General features: G+C 33.5%; 15 protein-coding genes. 3 read left to right on the plus strand and 12 right to left on the minus strand.

Annotation, left to right across the window (positions count from 1 at the left end; genetic code table 11):
- Positions 1 to 58 precede the first annotated feature (58 nt).
- Positions 59 to 976 (minus strand): heme o synthase, encoded by a 918-nt coding sequence (gene cyoE, locus MOK21_RS07195; protein WP_249073261.1) that lies wholly within the window; start codon positions 974 to 976, stop codon positions 59 to 61.
- 336 nt (positions 977 to 1,312) lie between these two features.
- On the opposite strand from cyoE, the gene MOK21_RS07200 reads away from it, so the two are divergent.
- On the plus strand, positions 1,313 to 2,236 hold the full coding sequence (locus MOK21_RS07200) for a COX15/CtaA family protein (RefSeq protein WP_249073262.1): 924 nt from the start codon (positions 1,313 to 1,315) through the stop codon (positions 2,234 to 2,236).
- Between the two features lie 228 nt (positions 2,237 to 2,464).
- Here MOK21_RS07200 and pyc read toward each other — a convergent pair whose 3' ends face one another.
- Genes pyc through MOK21_RS07215 form a run of 3 tightly spaced genes read right to left on the minus strand, consistent with a single transcriptional unit; the run spans position 2,465 to position 7,432 of the window.
- Entirely contained in the window at positions 2,465 to 5,899 is a 3,435-nt protein-coding gene (gene pyc, locus MOK21_RS07205; RefSeq protein ID WP_249073263.1) for a pyruvate carboxylase, read from the minus strand.
- A gap of 12 nt (positions 5,900 to 5,911) precedes the next feature.
- Complete coding sequence (locus MOK21_RS07210) at positions 5,912 to 7,090, minus strand: FtsW/RodA/SpoVE family cell cycle protein (protein WP_249073264.1); 1,179 nt, start codon at positions 7,088 to 7,090, stop codon at positions 5,912 to 5,914.
- A gap of 60 nt (positions 7,091 to 7,150) precedes the next feature.
- Positions 7,151 to 7,432 (minus strand): Fpa/YlaN family protein, encoded by a 282-nt coding sequence (locus MOK21_RS07215; protein WP_053483432.1) that lies wholly within the window; start codon positions 7,430 to 7,432, stop codon positions 7,151 to 7,153.
- A 182-nt stretch (positions 7,433 to 7,614) separates the two neighbouring features.
- Here MOK21_RS07215 and MOK21_RS07220 point away from each other — a divergent pair, with 182 nt between their 5' ends.
- Positions 7,615 to 8,115 carry a molybdopterin-binding protein gene (locus tag MOK21_RS07220; protein ID WP_249073265.1) on the plus strand — a complete coding sequence of 167 codons (501 nt, stop codon included), beginning with the start codon at positions 7,615 to 7,617 and terminating at the stop codon, positions 8,113 to 8,115.
- A gap of 11 nt (positions 8,116 to 8,126) precedes the next feature.
- Positions 8,127 to 8,330 (plus strand): YlaI family protein, encoded by a 204-nt coding sequence (locus tag MOK21_RS07225; RefSeq protein WP_249073266.1) that lies wholly within the window; start codon positions 8,127 to 8,129, stop codon positions 8,328 to 8,330.
- A gap of 510 nt (positions 8,331 to 8,840) precedes the next feature.
- Here the strand turns inward: MOK21_RS07225 and MOK21_RS07230 are convergent.
- The 8 genes from MOK21_RS07230 to MOK21_RS07265 form a co-directional block, all read right to left on the minus strand.
- Positions 8,841 to 9,134: a hypothetical protein gene (locus MOK21_RS07230; protein ID WP_249073267.1), complete on the minus strand. Its 294-nt coding sequence runs from the start codon at positions 9,132 to 9,134 to the stop codon at positions 8,841 to 8,843.
- Positions 9,135 to 9,359, minus strand: a complete 225-nt coding sequence (locus MOK21_RS07235; RefSeq protein ID WP_249073268.1) for a helix-turn-helix transcriptional regulator — start codon at positions 9,357 to 9,359, stop codon at positions 9,135 to 9,137.
- A gap of 246 nt (positions 9,360 to 9,605) precedes the next feature.
- The gene (locus tag MOK21_RS07240) at positions 9,606 to 10,547 is read right to left on the minus strand and encodes an ABC transporter permease (RefSeq protein WP_249073269.1); all 942 of its coding nucleotides are present in this window, start codon (positions 10,545 to 10,547) and stop codon (positions 9,606 to 9,608) included.
- A 9-nt stretch (positions 10,548 to 10,556) separates the two neighbouring features.
- Positions 10,557 to 11,459, minus strand: coding sequence for an ABC transporter ATP-binding protein (locus MOK21_RS07245; RefSeq protein ID WP_249073270.1), 903 nt, complete (start codon positions 11,457 to 11,459; stop codon positions 10,557 to 10,559).
- Positions 11,460 to 11,787: 328 nt separating this feature from the next.
- A complete protein-coding gene (locus tag MOK21_RS07250; RefSeq protein WP_249073271.1) occupies positions 11,788 to 14,919 on the minus strand; it encodes a type 2 lanthipeptide synthetase LanM family protein in 3,132 nt (1,043 codons plus the stop codon).
- Positions 14,920 to 14,992: 73 nt separating this feature from the next.
- A complete protein-coding gene (locus tag MOK21_RS07255; protein ID WP_249073272.1) occupies positions 14,993 to 15,241 on the minus strand; it encodes a plantaricin C family lantibiotic in 249 nt (82 codons plus the stop codon).
- On the minus strand, positions 15,183 to 17,381 hold the full coding sequence (locus tag MOK21_RS07260; RefSeq protein ID WP_249073273.1) for a peptidase domain-containing ABC transporter: 2,199 nt from the start codon (positions 17,379 to 17,381) through the stop codon (positions 15,183 to 15,185). The genes MOK21_RS07255 and MOK21_RS07260 overlap by 59 nt, the downstream gene beginning before the upstream one ends.
- Positions 17,382 to 20,504, minus strand: a complete 3,123-nt coding sequence (locus MOK21_RS07265; RefSeq protein ID WP_249073499.1) for a type 2 lanthipeptide synthetase LanM family protein — start codon at positions 20,502 to 20,504, stop codon at positions 17,382 to 17,384.
- Positions 20,505 to 20,520 lie beyond the last annotated feature (16 nt).

Here is a 20,520-nt window from a genome sequence, read left to right on the forward strand (position 1 = left end):
ACCTAGGACATAAGTTCTGTCTATATGAATTCTTTAGAAAAAGAAAGAATTCCTAAATTTAGCTAAACAACGCAAAAATGATGATGGACACAAATAATATGGTCATATGATTCAAAGAATAGATAAACATTTTATTTGCCCATTTCATATCATCTTTTGTGGTAAAGCCTTTAAAAGCTAGAATCAACCAGCCCAAGTTCAATGCAGTGGCAAGAATTATAAAGCCAACCCCAAGCTCCGGTAAAAGGAATGGTAATGGTAATAATAAAAGAATCCAGAATAACATCGAGTACTTCGTACGTTTAAATCCTTTTACTACAGGTAGCATTGGTATATTAGCTGCACGATATTCCTCAGTACGTTTCATAGCAAGCGCATAAAAATGCGGTGGTTGCCATGCAAACATGATAAGGAATAAGGCAAGTGCTCCAGGACCTAATGTAGGTTCAACAGCTGCAAACCCAATAACAGGTGGGATTGCCCCTGAAATACTTCCTACAACCGTGTTACTAACATGCTTCCTCTTTGACCACATTGAGTACAGAACGACATAAGCAAATATTCCTGCTAGTCCCCACATGCCGGCCGCAAACGATGCCGCAAATAACAAAATTTCACCTACAATTAAAAATGAGAGGGCAATGGTCAATACAAAATTCGGCTTAAATCTACCTGTTACTGTCGGTCTACTTTTTGTTCTTTTCATGATTGGATCAATATCCTGATCAATAAAGTTATTCATTGCGCCTGAGCCACCTATAATGAATGCCGCACCCAGCATGGTGAACAATATGACATCAAGCTCTTGCAAGAAGTGTCTACTAGTAAATTGAAATGCCAGCCACATCCCTGTAAACGTTGTGACAAGATTCGAGTTGACGATTCCGATTTTTATTAGTGCTAAGAAATCTTTCACAACAGATGTTGGTGCTGATCCACTATTTCTAGTAGCCGTCAGTGCACGACCGTTTGACATGATACCTCTCCTTTCATTTTTGTAAGCATATTCCGCTACCAATTACTATAGCGAAATTTGCGATTGATTTCTAGACATTAAGTGAAATTTAGATGAAGTTGTAAAAATTAGCTTTGTCTAGAAATATATAATAAAACAACATATCTATAGTAAAACATTTTCTAAAATGAATTGTGAAGGTTAGAGCACGAAATTATGAACAATTTGTGAAATGGAATCAACATCTAATACTCCCTACTCTTTACAAGTTGTTTTTTACCTGTTTTTTCGATATTATCTAGTAGCAGAAACATTACTTTCATGTAATGTTCATAGATAAAGTAGGTGACTCATTTTATGCAACACAACAGGTATCTGAAATGGTTTGCTGTTGCCGCTACAGTTGGGATGCTCCTTATTTTACTAGGTGGAGCACTTGTAACCAAAACAGATAGTGGCTTAGGCTGTGGTCGAAACTGGCCTGATTGCAATGGTTCTCTTATTCCAAAAGAAATTACACCAGCAGTCTTAATTGAATTTTCACATCGTCTTGTAACTGGGGTCGTATCTATTTCAATTCTTGCGTTAACAGTTTGGACATGGCGTAAACTCGGTCATATTCGTGAAGTAAAATTATTAGGTTTCTTAGCGATGTTTTTCTTAATCGCACAAGCTCTTATCGGAGCAGCTCAAGTGTTGTGGGGACAAGGTGATTTCATATTAGCGCTCCACTTTGGGATTTCTCTTATTTCCTTTGCTGCTGTTCTCCTTCTTTCTATGATTGTATTTGAAGTTGATCGGAAATTTGATGCCGATAACGTTTTTATTGGAAAAAAACTACGTTGGCATACAATTGCTGTCACAATTTATTCTTATTTAGTCGTTTATACAGGGGCGCTTGTTCGCCATACAGATTCTAGCTTAATATGTCCTGACTGGCCATTTTGCTATAACGAAACACCATTCGCAGCTTTTAATAATATGTATGAATGGGTGCAAATGGGGCATCGTCTAGCTGTTCTTATCTTTTTCATTTGGATTGCATACATAACTTGGCACGCTGTAAAAGAATATAAAAATCAACGAGTAATTTACTATGGCTGGATTATTGCCTTTACTATAGTCATTTTACAAGTGATTGCTGGCATGTTAGTAGTCCTAACTAAATTGAATTTAACAGTCGCATTACTTCATTCATTATTTATTTCAATTTTATTTGGTCTACTTTGCTATATGGTAATGCTAGTTGCGCGTAGCAATTATAATGAAAAAAACAAATAATAGTAGAAAAAGATTCGCCTTCTGTTTCGATGGCGAATCTTTTTCATTTCAAACGCTTCTACTTAAGTAATTTCAAAAAATCGACAAATGTCGATAAAATTCAAAAGTTGGGCGATAAAACAGTGGATAGATTGATAACCATCACATCCTGTGATATTTAATAATGAACCAATAAAAAAGGTTATTAGTATGCTATAAAAGCTATCTAATAACCTTCTTTATAATCAGTTATTCAATTTCAATTAACAAATCACCTGTTGAAATGGCGTCACCCGCACTAGCGTATACTTCTTTCACGATACCGTCTTTTGGTGCTTGGACGGTCGTTTCCATTTTCATCGCTTCGGTAATTAATAAGTGATCCCCACGTTTTACATGGCTTCCTTTTGATACAACTACTTTTAAGACCGTACCTGGCATCGTTGCACCAATTTGATTTGGATTGGTTGGATCCGCCTTTAACGCTAGGTTACCATCTACTTCTACAGTCATATCTTGAATCACTAGTTCACGAGATTGACCGTTTAACTCAAAGTAAATAACACGCGTGCCATCGTGCTGTGGTTCACCGATGGAAACAAGTTTAATAATTAGTGTTTTACCTTTTTCGATCTCTACTTCGATTTCTTCACCTAGTTTTAACCCGTATAAGAATGTTGGCGTATCTAATACCGAAATATTGCCGAAGGAGTTCACTGTTTTTGCATACTCTTCAAACACTTTTGGATACAAAGCAAACGCTAGCACATCCTGTTTCGTTACGGCACGATTTAATTTCTCCTCTAATACCGCCTTTAGTTGCTCAAAATTCACAGGCTCCAGTAGCTCACCAGGGCGTACCGTAATTGCTTCACGATCCTTTAACACAACCTTTTGTAGAGCCTCCGGGAAACCGCCATGCGGTTGTCCTAAATAGCCCTGGAAGAACTCAATCACAGAATCTGGGAAATCGATAGTTTGCCCTTTTGTCAGTACAGAATTTTCATCTAAATCATTTTGCACCATAAATAACGCCATATCACCGACTACTTTCGATGATGGGGTTACTTTGACAATATCACCAAATAGAAGGTTTACGCGAGAATACATGCGCTTCACTTCTTCCCATCTGTCCCCAAGACCCACTGCTTTGGCCTGCTGTTGCAGGTTACTGTATTGGCCACCTGGCATCTCATGGACATAAATTTCAGAATGCGGGCTAATCATACCACTTTCAAAATCCTTATAATACTTACGTACATCTTCCCAGTAATACGATAACTTTTCTAGTGCATCGATGTCGGCACGAACCTTACGCTCACTGCCCATCATTGCATAGTACAAGGAGTTTGCACTTGGCTGTGACGTTAAACCTGCCATTGAACCGAGCGCTGTATCAATGATGTCTACTCCCGCTTCAATCGCCTTGGCATATAAATAAATACCATTGCCACTTGTATCATGCGTATGCAAGTGGATTGGCAGATTTGTCGTCTCTTTCAACTCGGAAATTAAGCGATATGCTGCTTCCGGTTTCAATAATCCGGCCATATCTTTTATCGCTAAAATATGCGCTCCTGCTGCCTCTAGCTCCTTGGCCATTTCCTTATAGTATTGAACTGAATATTTCGCTCTTGTTTCATCAAAAATATCTCCTGTGTAACAGATCGCAGCTTCTGCAATTTTACCTGATTGTCGTGCAGCATCAATGGCTACTTCCATTCCTTTAATCCAGTTCAAGCTATCGAAGATACGGAAAACATCAATGCCTGATGCCGCTGATTCAGCGATAAACTCACGAATTAAATTGTCTGGATAATTTGTGTAGCCGACTGCATTCGCACCACGCAATAACATTTGGAATAACACATTCGGTACTTGTTGACGCAACTTGGCAAGTCGCTCCCACGGGTCTTCTTTTAAGAAACGATACGCCACATCAAACGTCGCGCCTCCCCACATTTCGAGTGAGAAGAAATCATGCATCATACGTGCAGTGGCATCTGCAATTTCGAACATATCCTGTGAACGTACACGAGTCGCTAGAAGTGATTGGTGTGCATCGCGGAAAGTTGTATCCGTTAATAGCACGTCCTCTTGCTCTAGAATCCATTTCACAAGCCCTTCTGCTCCTCGGGCATCTAAAATTTGCTTCGTCCCCGCCGGGGGAACGATTAGTTTATCGACTTTCGGGATGCTCGGCTGTACAAAAATTGGTTTCGCCTTCTTCTCTACTCCTGGGAAGCCATTTAGCGTCACATTACCAATATAACTTAAGAGCTTTGTCCCGCGGTCCTTGCGCTCAGGGAAAATAAATAGTTCAGGTGTTGAATCAATAAAACTTGTATCAAATGCACCCGTTAAAAATTTCTCGTGCGTTACGACATTATTTAAGAATGGAATATTCGTTTTCACCCCACGAATACGGAACTCTTTTAAATTTCGGTCCATTTTTGCCGCGGCTTCTTTAAAAGTCATTCCCGTCGTAGAAATTTTCACCAGTAGTGAATCATAATACGGTGTTACTACAGCCCCTTGGAAGCCATTTCCGGCATCTAATCGAACCCCGAAGCCACCGCTTGAACGGTACACCATAAGCTTTCCTGTATCTGGCATAAAGTCATTAGCCGGATCTTCCGTCGTGACACGTGCTTGAATTGCATAGCCGATCATTGGAATATCCGCCTGTTGTGGAATGTGGATTTCCTCACTATGCAATCCGTAGCCCGCTGCTACTTTAATTTGGGCGTGCACAATATCAACACCCGTTATCATTTCAGTAATCGTATGCTCTACTTGAATTCGAGGGTTGACCTCGATGAAATAAAAATTCTCGCCTGCAACTAAAAATTCTACTGTCCCTGCATTTATGTATGAGACATTTTTCATTAATTGAACTGCTGCATCGCAAATTTGGCTTCTTAAATCTTCCGAAATTGAATTAGATGGCGCGATTTCAACAACCTTTTGATGACGACGTTGAATCGAGCAATCACGTTCATATAAATGAATGATATTACCTTGTTGGTCGCCAATAATTTGGACTTCAATATGCTTTGGCTTAATAATAGCCTTTTCTACATATACCTCATCAGAGCCAAATGCTGCCTTCGCCTCTGATTTTGCACGTTCATAGGAGGAAGCTAGCTCCTCTGCTGTATGAACAAGACGCATTCCACGACCACCGCCGCCTAATGCTGCCTTAATCATAATTGGATAGTCATATGCGTTTGCAAAAGCCTCTACCTCTGCTAAATTATTTACTGGACCATCTGTACCAGGAATAACAGGAATGCCCGCAGCAATTGCTTGTTCACGCGCCTTCACCTTATCTCCAAACATATCTAAATGCTGAGATGTCGGCCCAATGAAGACAATCCCCTCTTCTTCACATCGACGTGCAAATTCTACGTTTTCCGATAAAAAACCGTACCCTGGATGAATCGCATCAACCTTAGCATCTTTAGCAATCGAAATAATGCCCTCAATATCTAAATAAGCATCAATTGGTTTCTTGCCAGCCCCCACTAAATAGGCCTCATCTGCTTTAAAGCGATGAAATGCACCACTGTCCTCCCGTGAATAAATGGCTACTGTTTGGATATTCAACTCCGTACATGCACGAAAAATACGAATTGCAATTTCTCCTCGATTGGCTACGAGAATTTTTTTGATTGACTCCATTGATATCCCCCTTTATGATTGTGTCTTTCTCCGTTCTACCTTTTCAAACATAGAAACATTGATTAATATTCCCATTGCTAAAGATAGAATAATTATAGATGTCCCGCCATAGCTAATAAAAGGTAACGTTACACCGGTTAACGGGATTAACCCAGTTACACCCCCAAGATTGATAAACGTTTGCCAGCCAATCCAGCTCGCAATACCAGCCGTAATCATACGTGCTAGTGGATCTTTCGTGCGCAATGCAATCGAAAATCCTTTATATACAATAAATCCTAAACCACCTAAAACAATCAGAACTCCCCAAATTCCGAGTTCCTCCATAATAATCGCCATAATAAAATCAGTTTGTGGTTCAGGCAAATACCCCAATTTTTGAATCGACTGACCGAGACCTCTTCCTTCTAAGCCGCCTCCGCCAATGGCATAATAACTATTGACAACTTGGTGGCCACTACCATTTTCATACTCAAACGGGTTTATGAATGATTTAAGACGCCCCCTACGGTTATCAGTTAACATATCCCCTTTAAATAGCATTAGTATACCAAAGATGACGCCTCCAAACGCACCCAACAACCCGAAAAACTTCCAAAATGTTTTAAACGGAATGCCACTCGCTGCTACAACACAAACAGCAATTCCACATAGAATAATACTTGCTCCTAAGTCGGTTTCAAATGCTACACCAGCAACAACAAGAATCCAGAGGAATATTGGATAAAAAATTTCTGTTGGTTGTAGCTTTTCAAACGTATACTTTTGCGCTTTACGATAAAAAGCAGCCGCAAAATATAAAATGATAAATAGCTTCGCATATTCAGAAGGCTGGAAGTTACCCAAACCAGGGACATGAATCCAACTTTTTGCCCCTACTCCTGCTTCATCATTACCAGCAACCTTTACCCAAGTAAAAAGGACAACTAGCACAGCCGTCAGTAACAACATAACTTTTTTATTCGCATAATGCTTATACGGGAAAAATGCTGCTACTAAAAACCCAAGAAAAGCTACAATTAAATTGATTACTTGCTTGTGATAATAGTTATCTGGTTCAAGTCCTTTTTGAATTGCTACCATTATACTTGAACTATAAATCATGACTAATCCAAATAAGCTTAACAATAGAAAAGTAAAAAATAACGGGTAATCAAAATTTTGTGCATAACGTTTTAAGTATTGTTTCATTGGAAAACCTCATTCTAGAAAAAAAACTCAAATCGCAAATTGCGTTTGAGTTTTTTCTTTTTATTTGTCTGTATACGCGTCATGTAGTACAGAAAGTTCTTTCTCGAGTGAATCGAGAATTTCTTTGCCTTTTTCGCGATCAATGAGTCCAAGCTTCACAGCAAAGTCAATTTCACGTGAAAGGCCGAACATTTGTGTATCTAATACTTCTTCATATAAAGGGCATTGTGGCATTGTTAAATGATCCATTTGTACTCGAATGAGGCGAGCAATTTTGTCTGCATCAGCAACTAAAAGCTCCAAAGCCTTCTCTTGAAAAGAAGTTTGTGATTTAGTATCCATGAGGACGCCCCCATTATCTGATATTTCTTCGATTCTATCTTAATAAAGTTTATCTTTTAGTCGTTAAAAATGCAAGTGTCTACATTGGAAAATAGAGAAATCAAATTATATTTCTTTATTAACTCGGGTCATTAGCGTTATACTATTTCATGGATATACAAGATTTGAGGAGGATTTCTATTATGGAAACAATAATTCCTATCAAGGGCGCAGTTACATTCCAATTAACATTAGATCCCACTGTATGGATTTTCGATGATCGTAAATTAGATTTAAAAACATACTTCGACACAAAAGAAGTTGAGGAAGATTCGGATATTAAATATATGCGTGAAGTAGGTGCTCACTGGTCACGTGAGATTATGGAAGGAGCTACTTTCCCACCAACATTGAAATCAGAACGAAAATTTGACCGCAAAGGGATGGAAACAGGTACTTTCGGAATTGAATTAAGTCACTTCTTGAAAAATGCTGAGATTAAACCTGAAGCCACAACAATCGTTATCGAATGTGAAGATGACAAAGAATATTCATTTACAATCGAAGAGGCTTATACTTTCATTTTAAAATATAGCCAAGATGGCAAGCCATTACTAGAAGATGGTCCTGTTCATGTGCTATTCAGAGACGGTTCAAATGTAGACAACCCTATCAAAAATGTATTAGCAATTCGTGCTGAGTAGGAGGGAATGCAATGCGCGTAAAATGCGTTATTTGCGATACAATTAACAATTTAGATGATAATTTACCGTTAGCAAAAAAATTACGCAATCGACCAATTCATACGTATATGTGTGGTACATGCCATGATCGAATTGAAGAACATACCGTTGCACGCATTGAAACAGGAAATTTCCGTTTTTATCGTACTTCACCACAAATGGATAAAGAATTTTAACCTAAAAGTCAAAAAGTATAAAAATCATTCCGCAGCATAATTTAAGCTCGGAATGATTTTTATTTATAATCCACAGTTATTTAAAACATCAGTTGTGTTGATTAACAATTTTTTTCACCTAGATAAATCAGAAGACACTTATTTCCGCTACTCGCTTTCCTGCGATGAAAGTAAACGGTAGTAGCATTAGAACATTGTTTTAGATTATCTTCTTAAGAAAAAAGGTTGTTGGAACATAATACTTATGTTTTGCCATGAAAAATCAGAAATTATCATCCCAAAATCTTTCTTCTATATTTATGTCGTCAAAAAAACACCCCATAAATGTTTATTTAGTGTCTCTTTTTATGGGGCAGTTTTTACCAAGGTTTATGCAATTATTTTTTAAGAATGAAGCAATTTTAAACTAATGCTTGAATTACAGTATTAGCATCTAGGAGGCTTACGAATTTCTCAATAGCAGATTCTAACCGTTTATAGGTATAATACCCTAGTTGGATTTTCTTTAAATTACATTTTTTTATTTAGATAAACAACCGTGCTCACAAATGCTACAGATGATATCAATAATATTATCAAAATATAATTTTTGAAATTTTCAAAATCTACATTCATTGCAGAAAATTTAGTTATTAAAAAAAGAAAAGCAATCCCAATTAAAAGTAAAGAATAAGCATTTTTATAAGCTGCTTTAAAGATTATATCCATTCGCTCATCTTTTTCTTTAGGCAGGACAAATCGGAAATACAATATACTTGCTCCCCAAAAAAGAAGAGCTAAAGGAGTCAGGACAACCATATACATTTATTCATTCTCCTCTCTCAAAACATCATATTGGAAGACTTCATTAATATCCACATCAAACAATTTGGCAATTTTAAAGGCTAAAACTAAGGAAGGGCTATACTTATTAGCCTCAATTGAATTTATTGTTTGTCTGCTTACACCCAATCTCTCAGCTACCTCTTTTTGTGACCATTTTTTTTTAGCTCTAAGAATATGAAGTGTATTAGTAAGTTCTGTTTGCAAAACAAACACCCCCCATTTCAATACAAAAACGGTAACATTTTTTTAACTTTTTGTCAAAAAAAAATTACTTTTTTTTCGTCAACAGGCGCTTTAGATCCTCTAATGCTAAGCTATCTTTATCTAATAGTATGAAGTCAGGTGATTCATTCAACTAAACACATAAATCACGGAATTTTTAGTTTCCTACTCTGAAATTCAAACTTGGCTTAATGCTAAAACTATTTAAAGTTAACAATAAACCCTTATCTAGAAAGATAAGTCTCTTCTGTTAAAAACAAGGAAAGTTATACTCAAAAATAAGAATATATATAACAATACGATTATGGCTGAAAATAAAGGAGTCATACCAGCAATTACTTCTGTTCCATCAACATAAACATTAAAATCGGTATTTGCGAATAGAATAAACTTTGCCCAGCTAAATTTCATTCCAATAATTCTTGTAGCAATATTACCAGTAAAATAAGCGAATAGAGTTAATCCAAGTGAAATATAGGTATTTCTTATTAAAGCAGACAATGTATAAGCAAGTGTACAAAAAATGCTTAAATCAATTGCTGTAAACAGATAATAACGTAACATGTAGTACCAATATTCCACTTGGTCAACATTATTATTGTTTATGATTAAAAGTTCTTTAGGTCCATCAAAACCAAAGAACACTATTCCCACTAAAAAGGCTATTAACAAAAGAAAAAACACAGCTAAAAAGTTAGACATGACAACTGCCATGTATTTTGAAAAAAGGAACGCATTCTTGGAAATAGGTCTTGTCAGCCATATTTTAACAGTACCTTTATCAAATTCTTCTGAAACTATACTGGACGCAATCATAACTGTCAATATTCCTAAAAACGATAATAAAGGTTGAATGCTTTTTATAAAAGTCCATACATTTTGCTCTTGATCAGGTTTTATATTATTTTCTATACGATATTCATTTAATATAATTTTTTCTTTATTACTTACATAGGCAAGTGATGTTTCAGCAAGATTTTCATTAGCCTCTGCTAAACGAATATTTCGACTTTCTAATTCACTTTTCCAATCATTCACTTGGTTTGACTCCTGAATTTGGAAAACGTTGTAAACAGCGGCTCCTATAACAATTAAAGTAAGGAAACCTAAAAATATCATTATAAATTTCTTTTTTATAATTTTATAAAGTTCTAATTTTATAAGAGTCATCTAATTCATTCACCCTTCCTTTATTAATTTTAAATATGTTTCTTCTAGCGATTCGTCATTCACATAAACCTCAGATAAATTCAAATCATTGGAAATTAAAAACTTTGTTATTTCAGAAATGTCGATCTCTAATAATTGAACAATTAACTTTTGATCCTTTATTGTAGGATTCGTATGAGGAAATTTTTCATTAATTAAATCCAACGCTTTTTGTAGAGGTTGAACCAAAATTGTATAACTAATTTTTTTATTTTCACATTGATGTTTTGATTGAACTTGCACTATTCTGCCGTTGTTAATAAATACAAAGCGATCACATAATAAATCTAATTCCGATAATTGATGACTAGAAATTAATATAGATAAATTTTTTTCTTTTGCCAAAGAGATCAATAAATTTCTAAGATCAATAACTCCTTGAGGATCTAAACCATTTGTCGGTTCATCTAAAATTAAAATTTGAGGATTGTGTATAAGAGATTGAGCAACCCCTAATCTTTGTTTCATCCCTAGCGAATAAGTGCTGACCTTTTTATGAATCGCTGAAGTCAATTTTACAAGTTCAGCTATTTCCAAAATTTCTTTTTTCGTCCTTTTTCCATAAAGTTTTGATAGCATCCACAAATTATCATAGCCACTCATATATTCATAAAACGAGGGATTTTCCACAATACAACCAACTTCGCCTAACCAAGCTCTCCTATTATTTGATAAAGAATTTTTAGGAATAATACTTCCATCAGAAGCCGAGGCTAAACCTAATATTGTTTTAAGAGTTGTTGACTTTCCTGCCCCATTAGGACCAATTAAACCTAGGATTTCTCCTTTAAATAAATCTAAATTAATATCCTCCAAAAGAACTTTTTTATTAACTTTCTTAGTAAGATTTCGTATTTGTAAAACAGTTTCCAAAAAATCCACTCCTTTACATTTCTATAAAGCAAGTATAAAATATTTTTTCCATAATGACAACTATTTTTTACTTTTTGTAAAAAAAAAGCGCCCCTTATTAAAATAGGAGCGAACCATTAAAATGTTGCGTATTAAAAAAATTTTATTCCTTCGTAAAAGGAACAATACAATCATGACAACGCACAATCCTTTAACATATTAAATTAAGGCCAATAGAATGAAAAGATTAAGGTCTGATTCTGGTACAATGCCGAATTCAGACCATTAGTATGAAAATTTTCGAGGGAAGCCTAAAACGAAAAGATTATATAGGTATGAAATTGCTTTACTACCTAGGAGGTTCAAGCGCTAAAACAGAAGGAATAGAATCTGAATTAATTAATCGTAATAAACCGTACCCTATACTACTTATTCCATTCATTATTCCAACTGTATTCAAATCAGCTTTAAAATTCTTTTCCAAACAAATTTTTTGATATACATCATTTATGATAGAATCATATTCTACAAAATATTCAGGTAACAATTTCCTAACATATAATAAAATATCTAAATTACCTAATTGACCATGACAAAGAGAATAATTATCTCCACCAATTTCTTCGGAAAGGAAATCTAGAGAATTTTTTATGTCCCCACAGACTTCATGAATATTCTCCCTTAATAACATAGCTCGAGATAATAAAATTCCCGGAGCCCCATGGCACCAAGCGATTGGATAAGAATCTAAATGTTTACTAAACCAATTTTTCTTATCTGGATTATAATAAAAATTTTCATAGGTTAGACCCTTTTTTATACACTCAACTATTTCATTATTATTACCATACTTATTAAATCGCGCTAATGCTGATATAATTCCAGCATTACCATGTGAAAATCCAATATAGGCTTCATCGCTCTTTTTAAAGGGCTGAAGCCATGCAACACCATTCTTGATAGGCTCTGCGGATTCAACTAAATGATCAGCTAGCATTTTTGCAATCTCTAATAAAAATTCTTGATGCGTATGCTCATATAAATTAATAATGACATGCAGTAAACCAGCGCTACCACCTATTACATCATATAATTGATCATTCTTGATAGATTTTGGGAGCTTCTTACTGTATGCAAGGGCTTCTTCAATAAATACAGGATTATCCAATACTTCTCCAAGATGGTGTAATGTATACAAGATACCGCCTATTCCTATAAACGCCCCTATACTAATATCATCCCTATTGTTTAACTCTGTCATTAGTTTTCTTACTGGTGTAATAGTTGCAACTGCTGCCTTTTTATATTTTTCATCCCCAGTAATTTTCCATAAATAACAGAAAAACAGTGCTATTCCAGTATTACCATCATACAAACCCGGTCCTGTAATAGAGTATTTCCAATTAGTTTCATCATTACCGTCAAGAACCATAGAAGTCCAACAATACTCTAATTCCATACCTTCGCCAGTTTTTATTGCTTTTTCAATTATTAAATCTCCAATAACTTTTACTTTGAATATTAAATCATTAGGATCTTGATCATCGTTATTATTAAGAGCCACTAAGTTAAGATCAGTTTTAGAATAAACAGCAGATATTGTAGAGTGTATTATTTCCAATTGATAGAGACAATCTTCTTTGTTCAATTTGCCGATTTTTTCTTTACATAAATCCATACCACTTTTGTAATAAAGAGGAATGTGTTTAGTTCCATCAGAAGTTACAATATTATAACTTCCAGGGCTAGAAGAAAAGTAAGGAATATCTCCTTCCACTAAATCTCTAATTTCATAAGGAACAATCTTTTTTATACTCTCCTCATTCTTGCTTTCAACCCACAATCGAGATAATAAAATCTCTCGATCAATCTGATTCCTTAAAAAGTCTGGGTGGTAACTCATATTTAAAAGTTTATTGTATTTCATCGTATCACGAAATATTTTTCGAACCTCTACGTTTGAAAAGCCATCTAAAATTTCTATAAGTCCTTTTTTATTATTGTAAAAAAATGTGTATGCACACTCAAATCCCTCAGAAAAGTTAGGAAGATAGTCAAGAATAAATATATCTTTTCCTTCCAACCTAGGTAAATTCGACCCTCCTTTAATTTTAAAGGTTTCTTTTTCTATTCTAATTTCATCTGAATTAATTTTTTTCACAAATCCTTCTTTAAATGGAGTTATTTGATTATCTGCATCACTTATCCCACTTAAATCAAAGATAGTTTTTTTATTCAAGTTAATATTAGCTGTTGAAGGAAGTACACCTGTAGAAACAACAGAATCCCGCACAATTCTAAGAGCTTTATTAATAACTGGACTTTGAGAATCATGGTGATCCGGCATTATTGTATGATGAAATAGAGATTCTAAATCAATTAAAAATGGGTATTCACCGGATGCAATTATATTCTCATAATGAAAATCTGTAGCATTAAATATATGTACAATTGCAAGCAATTGTCCTAGACGATGGTAAAATGCACAAACTTCATCATTATTAATGCACTTACTGTTTTCAATAAATTCGACCCAACCATAATCTTTTTTATTTATAAGTCTAAATGGTACTAATTTTGTACTTGTATCATTTTTATCGTTATACCATTTTAAAAAGTTTTGGAACTTTTCATCTAATTCTAATGAACGTGGCTTATATACAAGACGTCTGCCCTCACTAAATGTTATAACACAAACTGTTTTTCCATTATTATGAGAATCACCAGATCCTAAATTTATATGATGTATCTCTTTAATCGGAATATCAACATCAAATAAACTTTTTATTTCATATTTATCTTTTTGTACTCTCATTAATAGTTCTTTAAGAAAATTCTTTGTATTTAAAACTTTAGTTATTAATAGCCTAAATAATACGGGATATTCATTTATTAATGAAAACAAGTATTCTTTATCATTTAGAATATATGTATGATAATAATTATATCTTTCCTGTGATGTTGCACCTACCAATTCTCCCTTTAGTCGAAGTGTATTTATTTCGAGTATTAAGGTTTTATGAGCAATATTAAATAATAGCTGATATAAATGAAGAAGAATTTCTTGTAAAGCTGTATCGGTTAATTTAATTGAGTTTCTTTCACTAAATGAATTAAACTCACTAACAAAACCTATTAAAAATGGTTTAAAAAACATAAAAAACGGGTAATTATTTAATGAGGTAAATAAATTATCGTTCACTTTATTAGGTTTTAAAATAAAATTACTTAAAAATTGGGTCCAACTTTCATGATTCAAAAAATCACTGTTATATTTATCAGTATCAAATATACAACTTAAATCATCTAAGTCAATTTTGTACATGTCTTTTAACATATGTTCTATGTCTTGAGGCTTTTCAGTATTAGTTATGTTGTTCCAAAAATTAATTGCCAAATTCAAATTTTCTTTTTCAGATTTTGTTTCCGACTTTTTCCTTTCCTCAATTGTATATGATCTATATAAACAAAGGTTTGGCATATTATCGCTCCGTTCATCATAGTCTAATAAAAAGAGAAAGGAAAAACCTTTCTCTTTAGGTTGAAAATATAAATTAGTTACATTTTTTCTGACACTCCACTGTCAGAGTACATACGTGGCCAGGATTACCAAGGATATAACTAGCAGCTGCACATGCTAAGCTTGTTAAAATCGTTTCAGCCCAACGTTCTTGAACTCCTCCATTGACATTTAGCATGTCCATTTCAGATAATTCTTGTACAGGATTTTCAATTGGGAACCCTTCAATATTGTTGCTTCGAATATAAGGGTTCTTCCACTCTGTCACCATCGATTTCTTCATATTTCTCACCTCCTTTCAAGTCTAACTGACTATTCGTATCGTATAATTTTTTATAAAATTCATTTTCGATTATCAATTCCTCATGTTTTCCAATACCTATTATTTTCCCATCTTCCATAACAACAATCTGGTCTGCATCAACAATTGATGATAATCGATGTGCAATAATTATTCGTGTACATTTAATTTCTGAAAGATATTCATCAATTCTTTTCTCGTTTAGACTATCTAAGGCGTTTGTTGCTTCATCTAAAACTAAGACTCTGGGCTGGTTTACTAATGATCGAGCAAGTGCTATTCTTTGTCTTTGTCCTCCAGAAATATTCTGACCCATTTCTGAAATGATAGTCTCATAATTCATTGGCATTTTCATAATTTCATCATGAATTTGTGCTATAGAAGCCGCATTGGCAACATGATAGTTATTAATCTCATCTCTATTAAGTTTAATATTGTCAGCAATTGATTGATTAAACAGGAATGGATCTTGAGTAACGATTCCCATCTGTCTACGTAAATAAGATTTATTAAGTTTTGATAAGGGCATATTTTCAAAAAAGATTTCACCCTTTATCGGTTTATGAAGTCCAACAATTATTTTTGCTAATGTACTTTTTCCAGACCCTGAAGGACCTACAATAGCTACCTTTTGACCAGCTTCAATTTGAAGAGATATATTCTGAATTATTGAATCACCTTGTTCAGTGTACGAAAAGTCTACATTTTCCAAATATATATTTCCTAATAAATCAATTTTTTCTTTCCCATCGTCAGATGATTCCGTAGGAGTATCCATTACATCTCTAATTCTTCGCAAGTATACCTTTAGTTGAAAAAATGAGTCTATCGACATTATGAAAGAATTAGAAGTGGATATAAAAAAAGTTGATATTGTTTGGAATGCAATTAATTCTCCCATACTTAATGTTCCATTCAATACACTATGGGAACCAATCCAAAGAATTAGTAAAGGTGCAAAATATGTCAAAGACCCTGTAAACGAGGTCATAAAATTAAATACTCTTTCCTTTTTCACAAATGCATTCGCAAACTCCAAATAAAACTTTTTCCATCTATCTTGTATTTGCTTTTCAGATCCTGAAGTTTTTATATTTAAGATTCCTAGAATTGATTCTGTTTGAAAAGAATAGAGATTTGTGTCCTTTAACAGTTCACTTCTATTTAATTCATGTATTAACGGCCTTAATCCTAATACAACTAAATATATAATTATTGAAAGCCCAATGATCCACAAAGATAATATGAAAGATTTATAAAACATATAACCAACTATAAAGATAAGAAGGAACAAATCTAAAATATTCTTCATAATTTGGTTAGATAAAATAGATCGAATGGCTCTTAAATTAGAGAATCTATATAATAAATCTCCGGATTGTCTTACTTGATAAAAGCTATAAGGCAAGTCGAGTAAATGTTTAAAGAAATCCCATGACATAGTAAAGTCTAAGAATTTAAATAGCCTAAGAGAAACTTCACTCTTCAGTAAATTAAATATAAAATAAGAAATAAAAGAGAGAATAATCCCTACAAGGATTATCGAAATATCCCCATTTTTACCAGCTAGGTTATCAACCAACTTCTGGGTTAATATAGGTGTAATGAGTACAAATAATTGCAAGATTAAACTTATACCCAGTAACCCAAACATTATGCTCGGTCTTAAAGTAAGCAGTTTTAAATAAGGCTTCCATAAACTTTCTTCTTTTCTTTTTTGGAAAGACTCTCCGGGACATAATAGAAGAATGTACTCTGAAAATTTCTCTTCGAACTCTATTTGATCCACTTTTTTTCTACCAAAAGAAGGATCTATTATATAGAAATGGTTATTTTTTATTTTTTCTAATACAACATAATGTTTATGTTCCCAAAATATAATTACCGGTAAATCAACTTGAGAAATATTATTAACGGAAGCTTTTAAACATTTAGTTTCAAATTTGTATTCTTTAGCAACTTGATACAAATCATATAAAGTATTTCCATCCCGACCGTTACCTAACTTTTCCCTTAATTCATATAATGGAATATTACATTTATAATAAGCAGCTATCATTGCCAAACAAGCTATACCACATTCAGTTTGGCTCATTTGCTCTATATAAGGAACCTTTTTCATTTATTCCACCCTCTTGGGTAATTCTAATGTAAGAATGTTAGGTACTGTTCTATCAATTAGTCTTAATAAGGAGTATCCTACCCCTGTAATACCAGTAAATAGGCCAATTAATCCGCTCTTTTTCATCCCCTCAATTTTACCCAGGACTTCTACATCCTGTAACAAACTATTTGAATGATTCAAACAGTGCTCTTGCATATATTTATTACCTAAATTCTCCGAGACCGAATAGATAATATCTACATTTCCAAAAGCCCCGTGACACAGACAAATCCTATTGTCAAAATTCTCCTGAGTATAGAAAGATTCAACAATATCACTGATATTCACTGGAATTACTTCATTTTTTTCGAAGTTCTTTGACATAATTGAACGATTAAGTAATACTCCTGGTGCTCCATGACACCAATAATAAGAATTCCAAATATCTGTCGCATTATCTCTTAAATCTGCCCAATTTAATTGTAATGAATTATAATGAGTATCTTCATATTGGATTAACTTGTTAACCCAATTTGACACTAATGCGTTAGGAATGTATTTATTAGCTTGTGATAATGAATAGATGATACCTGAAGTTCCATGTGCAAAACCTGTAAGGAAAGTATTATCTTTTATTTTAATTTCTTGTTCTTGTAATTTTTGTATTAGTATCGTGCACAATTCATTAATCTTGTATAGTAACTCTTCATTATTATTTAATTTATAAAGTTCTATATAATAAGTAATAAATCCGGCTATCCCACCTAGAAAATCAATAACATCTTCAGAAGTAAAATCCAGCTGGTTGATTTCGTTTAAATATTCAGACCCTTTATCGAATAAAAACTTATCGTCCCATATCTCTCCAAGATAGTGTAATGTATATGGAACAGATCCTAATCCGCTATACATTGAAGGCGGTAGGGAATTTCCAAATTCTTCAATGATATCTATTACATATACAGTAGCGCGTCGAGCGTAGTCTGTATAAATCTCTTTCCCTGTTATCTTTCCAAGTTGAGCTAAAAAAAGGGAAATTCCTAAAACACCGTTATATAGAGTTGGATCTAATATTTTAAGATTTAATCGATTAGTTTCTGGATTTGTATCCATTCCAATCCATGTGACAGGACCGTCTGATTTATTACCAATAGCATGATTAATGAGATAATCACCAATTTCGATAGCTTTTTCCAAATGAATATTATTTGTTTGATAAGAAGGAATATTTATTTTATATTCAAGTGCTTCTACTTCAGAAGATTCCATTGTAGCTATATGATTACTTTCAAGCATTAATTCAGTATATTGTAATTGTCGTTTTAAATCCTCATGATTTAAATTTTGTAATTTCATTATTAACCTATTTAAGCTTGTCTCTCTAAAAATATTGATGATTTCATCACCGTTACTAGAAAAAATACTAGTTGAATTCATCCGAAATGTAAAAAATGGGATATCGTGATTCAAAATTTCATTTATTTCAAAATCTACAATCCCTTCGAACTTTGGTTCCGTTTTCACCATATTCCAAAGCATTTCCAACAACTTTTCCCGATCTAACCCATCTTTTAAATACTTTGGGTGATATGATGCAACTAAAAAACGGGCATAAATATAAGTAGGACGTAGTATTGTTCGACACTCGCACTTAGAGAATAACTTTGTTAGAACATTAGTTAGCTCTTCCTTGTTCTCAAGAAATACCATATAGATATCTTTTAATCCTCTATTAATAAATTCTATGTATTCACGAGGGTCAATAAGCACTCCTTGATTGAAAACAAGATGCTTACTTTCTGTTGTTATAAAACTAACATTTTCAAATTTCACTTGGTCTGAATTATCATCTACAAGAACCCATCCTTTCATGTTATCTGATTTTTGATTTGGGATTCCTGTGATGGCACTTAAATCAAAATCTATATTACTTCTAAATAGTTGACCTGTTGGTAATAATCCTGATTTAAGCACTGAATCTAAAAGTTGATCCATAGGAAACTTAAAACTTTCTGAGCCATTAATATGATTTGCAAATAAAGTCTCTAAATCAATAATATTTGGATGTTCCCCAGATGAAATAAGATTTTCATAATGCATATCAGTAGTACCAAATAAATGAAAAACCCCTATTAAAATACCTACTCTATAATAATATTTTTCTATATCTTGAAGACTTTCGCATTCCGCATGTTCAATAAATTCTTGCCATCCATAAGTTTCTCGATCAATAGTGATTATTTTACGTAGATGATGTTTAATTGTTGAATGGTTATTAACCCACTCTAAAAAGGAGTTATATTGAATATCTATATCTAAAGATCTTGGTTTATAAACTACTTTATTCTCGTTATCAAAGGTGAAAATCGCTACTGTTTGTCCACCCTTATGTGTATCCCCTTCACCAAGTGATATCCCCTTTAGTTTTGGGTATTCTTTACCAATTCCCATAGTGTTGTTGATGTCTAAATAATCACAAGCAAATCTTTCTAATAAAAGAATACAGTTTTTAGAATATCGATCAGTAATTTCTGTTAATAATCGAGTTAAAACTGGGAAGTTTTCGAAAACTTTTGTTAGATATATCTTTGATTTTAAAAAATCACGTATATAGGTATTTAACAGATTCTCTTCCGAATTATTTCCAATCATTTCTTTTTTGTTAGAAAAATCAGATATAAACAATTTACAAGAAACTGTTTTTAATTCTTGATATAAATTTGCTTCTAACCCATCGAGTACACTGTTCCAATTGCTATACTCTTTAACTCTTACACTTATCGTCTCCTCTAATTTTTTTCTGAAGTATCGAGTAAATGGAATAATCGGTATCCCAAAGCCTAATGATGCATCCATATTCTCAAAATCTTCATTATCGATAGAAGAAAAAATATTTTTAAAGAGCTCACACCAAATTTGTTGAGAATGTTGGGGATCTTGGTCGTTAATGATTTTAACAAAATTATTGAAGTCTATTTTTTTATGCATAAGTCTTTCCTTGAATTCATCAAATCCTAGTTCCGTTTGTTCCATCCAATTCAAAATTGATGATCCAATCTCTACAGAACTCAAATGATTGGGTGTTCTTTCAAAAAGGTAGTTTGCTTTATTTAATTTTAATTGGTTGATGTCCCCATTCATTTTTAACACTTAAGAT

It is taken from the genome of Lysinibacillus sp. BPa_S21, assembly GCF_023337795.1.
Taxonomy (GTDB): Bacteria; Bacillota; Bacilli; order Bacillales_A; family Planococcaceae; genus Lysinibacillus.

What these genes read in the sequence shown, in the direction of transcription:
- MOK21_RS07220 (WP_249073265.1), top strand. Translation starts at nt 7,615, where the DNA reads ATGGAAACAATAATTCCTATCAAGGGCGCAGTTACATTCCAATTAACA.
- MOK21_RS07210 (WP_249073264.1), bottom strand. Translation starts at nt 7,090, where the DNA reads ATGAAACAATACTTAAAACGTTATGCACAAAATTTTGATTACCCGTTA.
- MOK21_RS07240 (WP_249073269.1), bottom strand. Translation starts at nt 10,547, where the DNA reads ATGACTCTTATAAAATTAGAACTTTATAAAATTATAAAAAAGAAATTT.
- MOK21_RS07215 (WP_053483432.1), bottom strand. Translation starts at nt 7,432, where the DNA reads ATGGATACTAAATCACAAACTTCTTTTCAAGAGAAGGCTTTGGAGCTT.
- cyoE (WP_249073261.1), bottom strand. Translation starts at nt 976, where the DNA reads ATGTCAAACGGTCGTGCACTGACGGCTACTAGAAATAGTGGATCAGCA.
- MOK21_RS07200 (WP_249073262.1), top strand. Translation starts at nt 1,313, where the DNA reads ATGCAACACAACAGGTATCTGAAATGGTTTGCTGTTGCCGCTACAGTT.
- MOK21_RS07255 (WP_249073272.1), bottom strand. Translation starts at nt 15,241, where the DNA reads ATGAAGAAATCGATGGTGACAGAGTGGAAGAACCCTTATATTCGAAGC.
- MOK21_RS07265 (WP_249073499.1), bottom strand. Translation starts at nt 20,504, where the DNA reads ATGAATGGGGACATCAACCAATTAAAATTAAATAAAGCAAACTACCTT.
- pyc (WP_249073263.1), bottom strand. Translation starts at nt 5,899, where the DNA reads ATGGAGTCAATCAAAAAAATTCTCGTAGCCAATCGAGGAGAAATTGCA.
- MOK21_RS07260 (WP_249073273.1), bottom strand. Translation starts at nt 17,381, where the DNA reads ATGAAAAAGGTTCCTTATATAGAGCAAATGAGCCAAACTGAATGTGGT.
- MOK21_RS07230 (WP_249073267.1), bottom strand. Translation starts at nt 9,134, where the DNA reads ATGTATATGGTTGTCCTGACTCCTTTAGCTCTTCTTTTTTGGGGAGCA.
- MOK21_RS07225 (WP_249073266.1), top strand. Translation starts at nt 8,127, where the DNA reads ATGCGCGTAAAATGCGTTATTTGCGATACAATTAACAATTTAGATGAT.
- MOK21_RS07250 (WP_249073271.1), bottom strand. Translation starts at nt 14,919, where the DNA reads ATGCCAAACCTTTGTTTATATAGATCATATACAATTGAGGAAAGGAAA.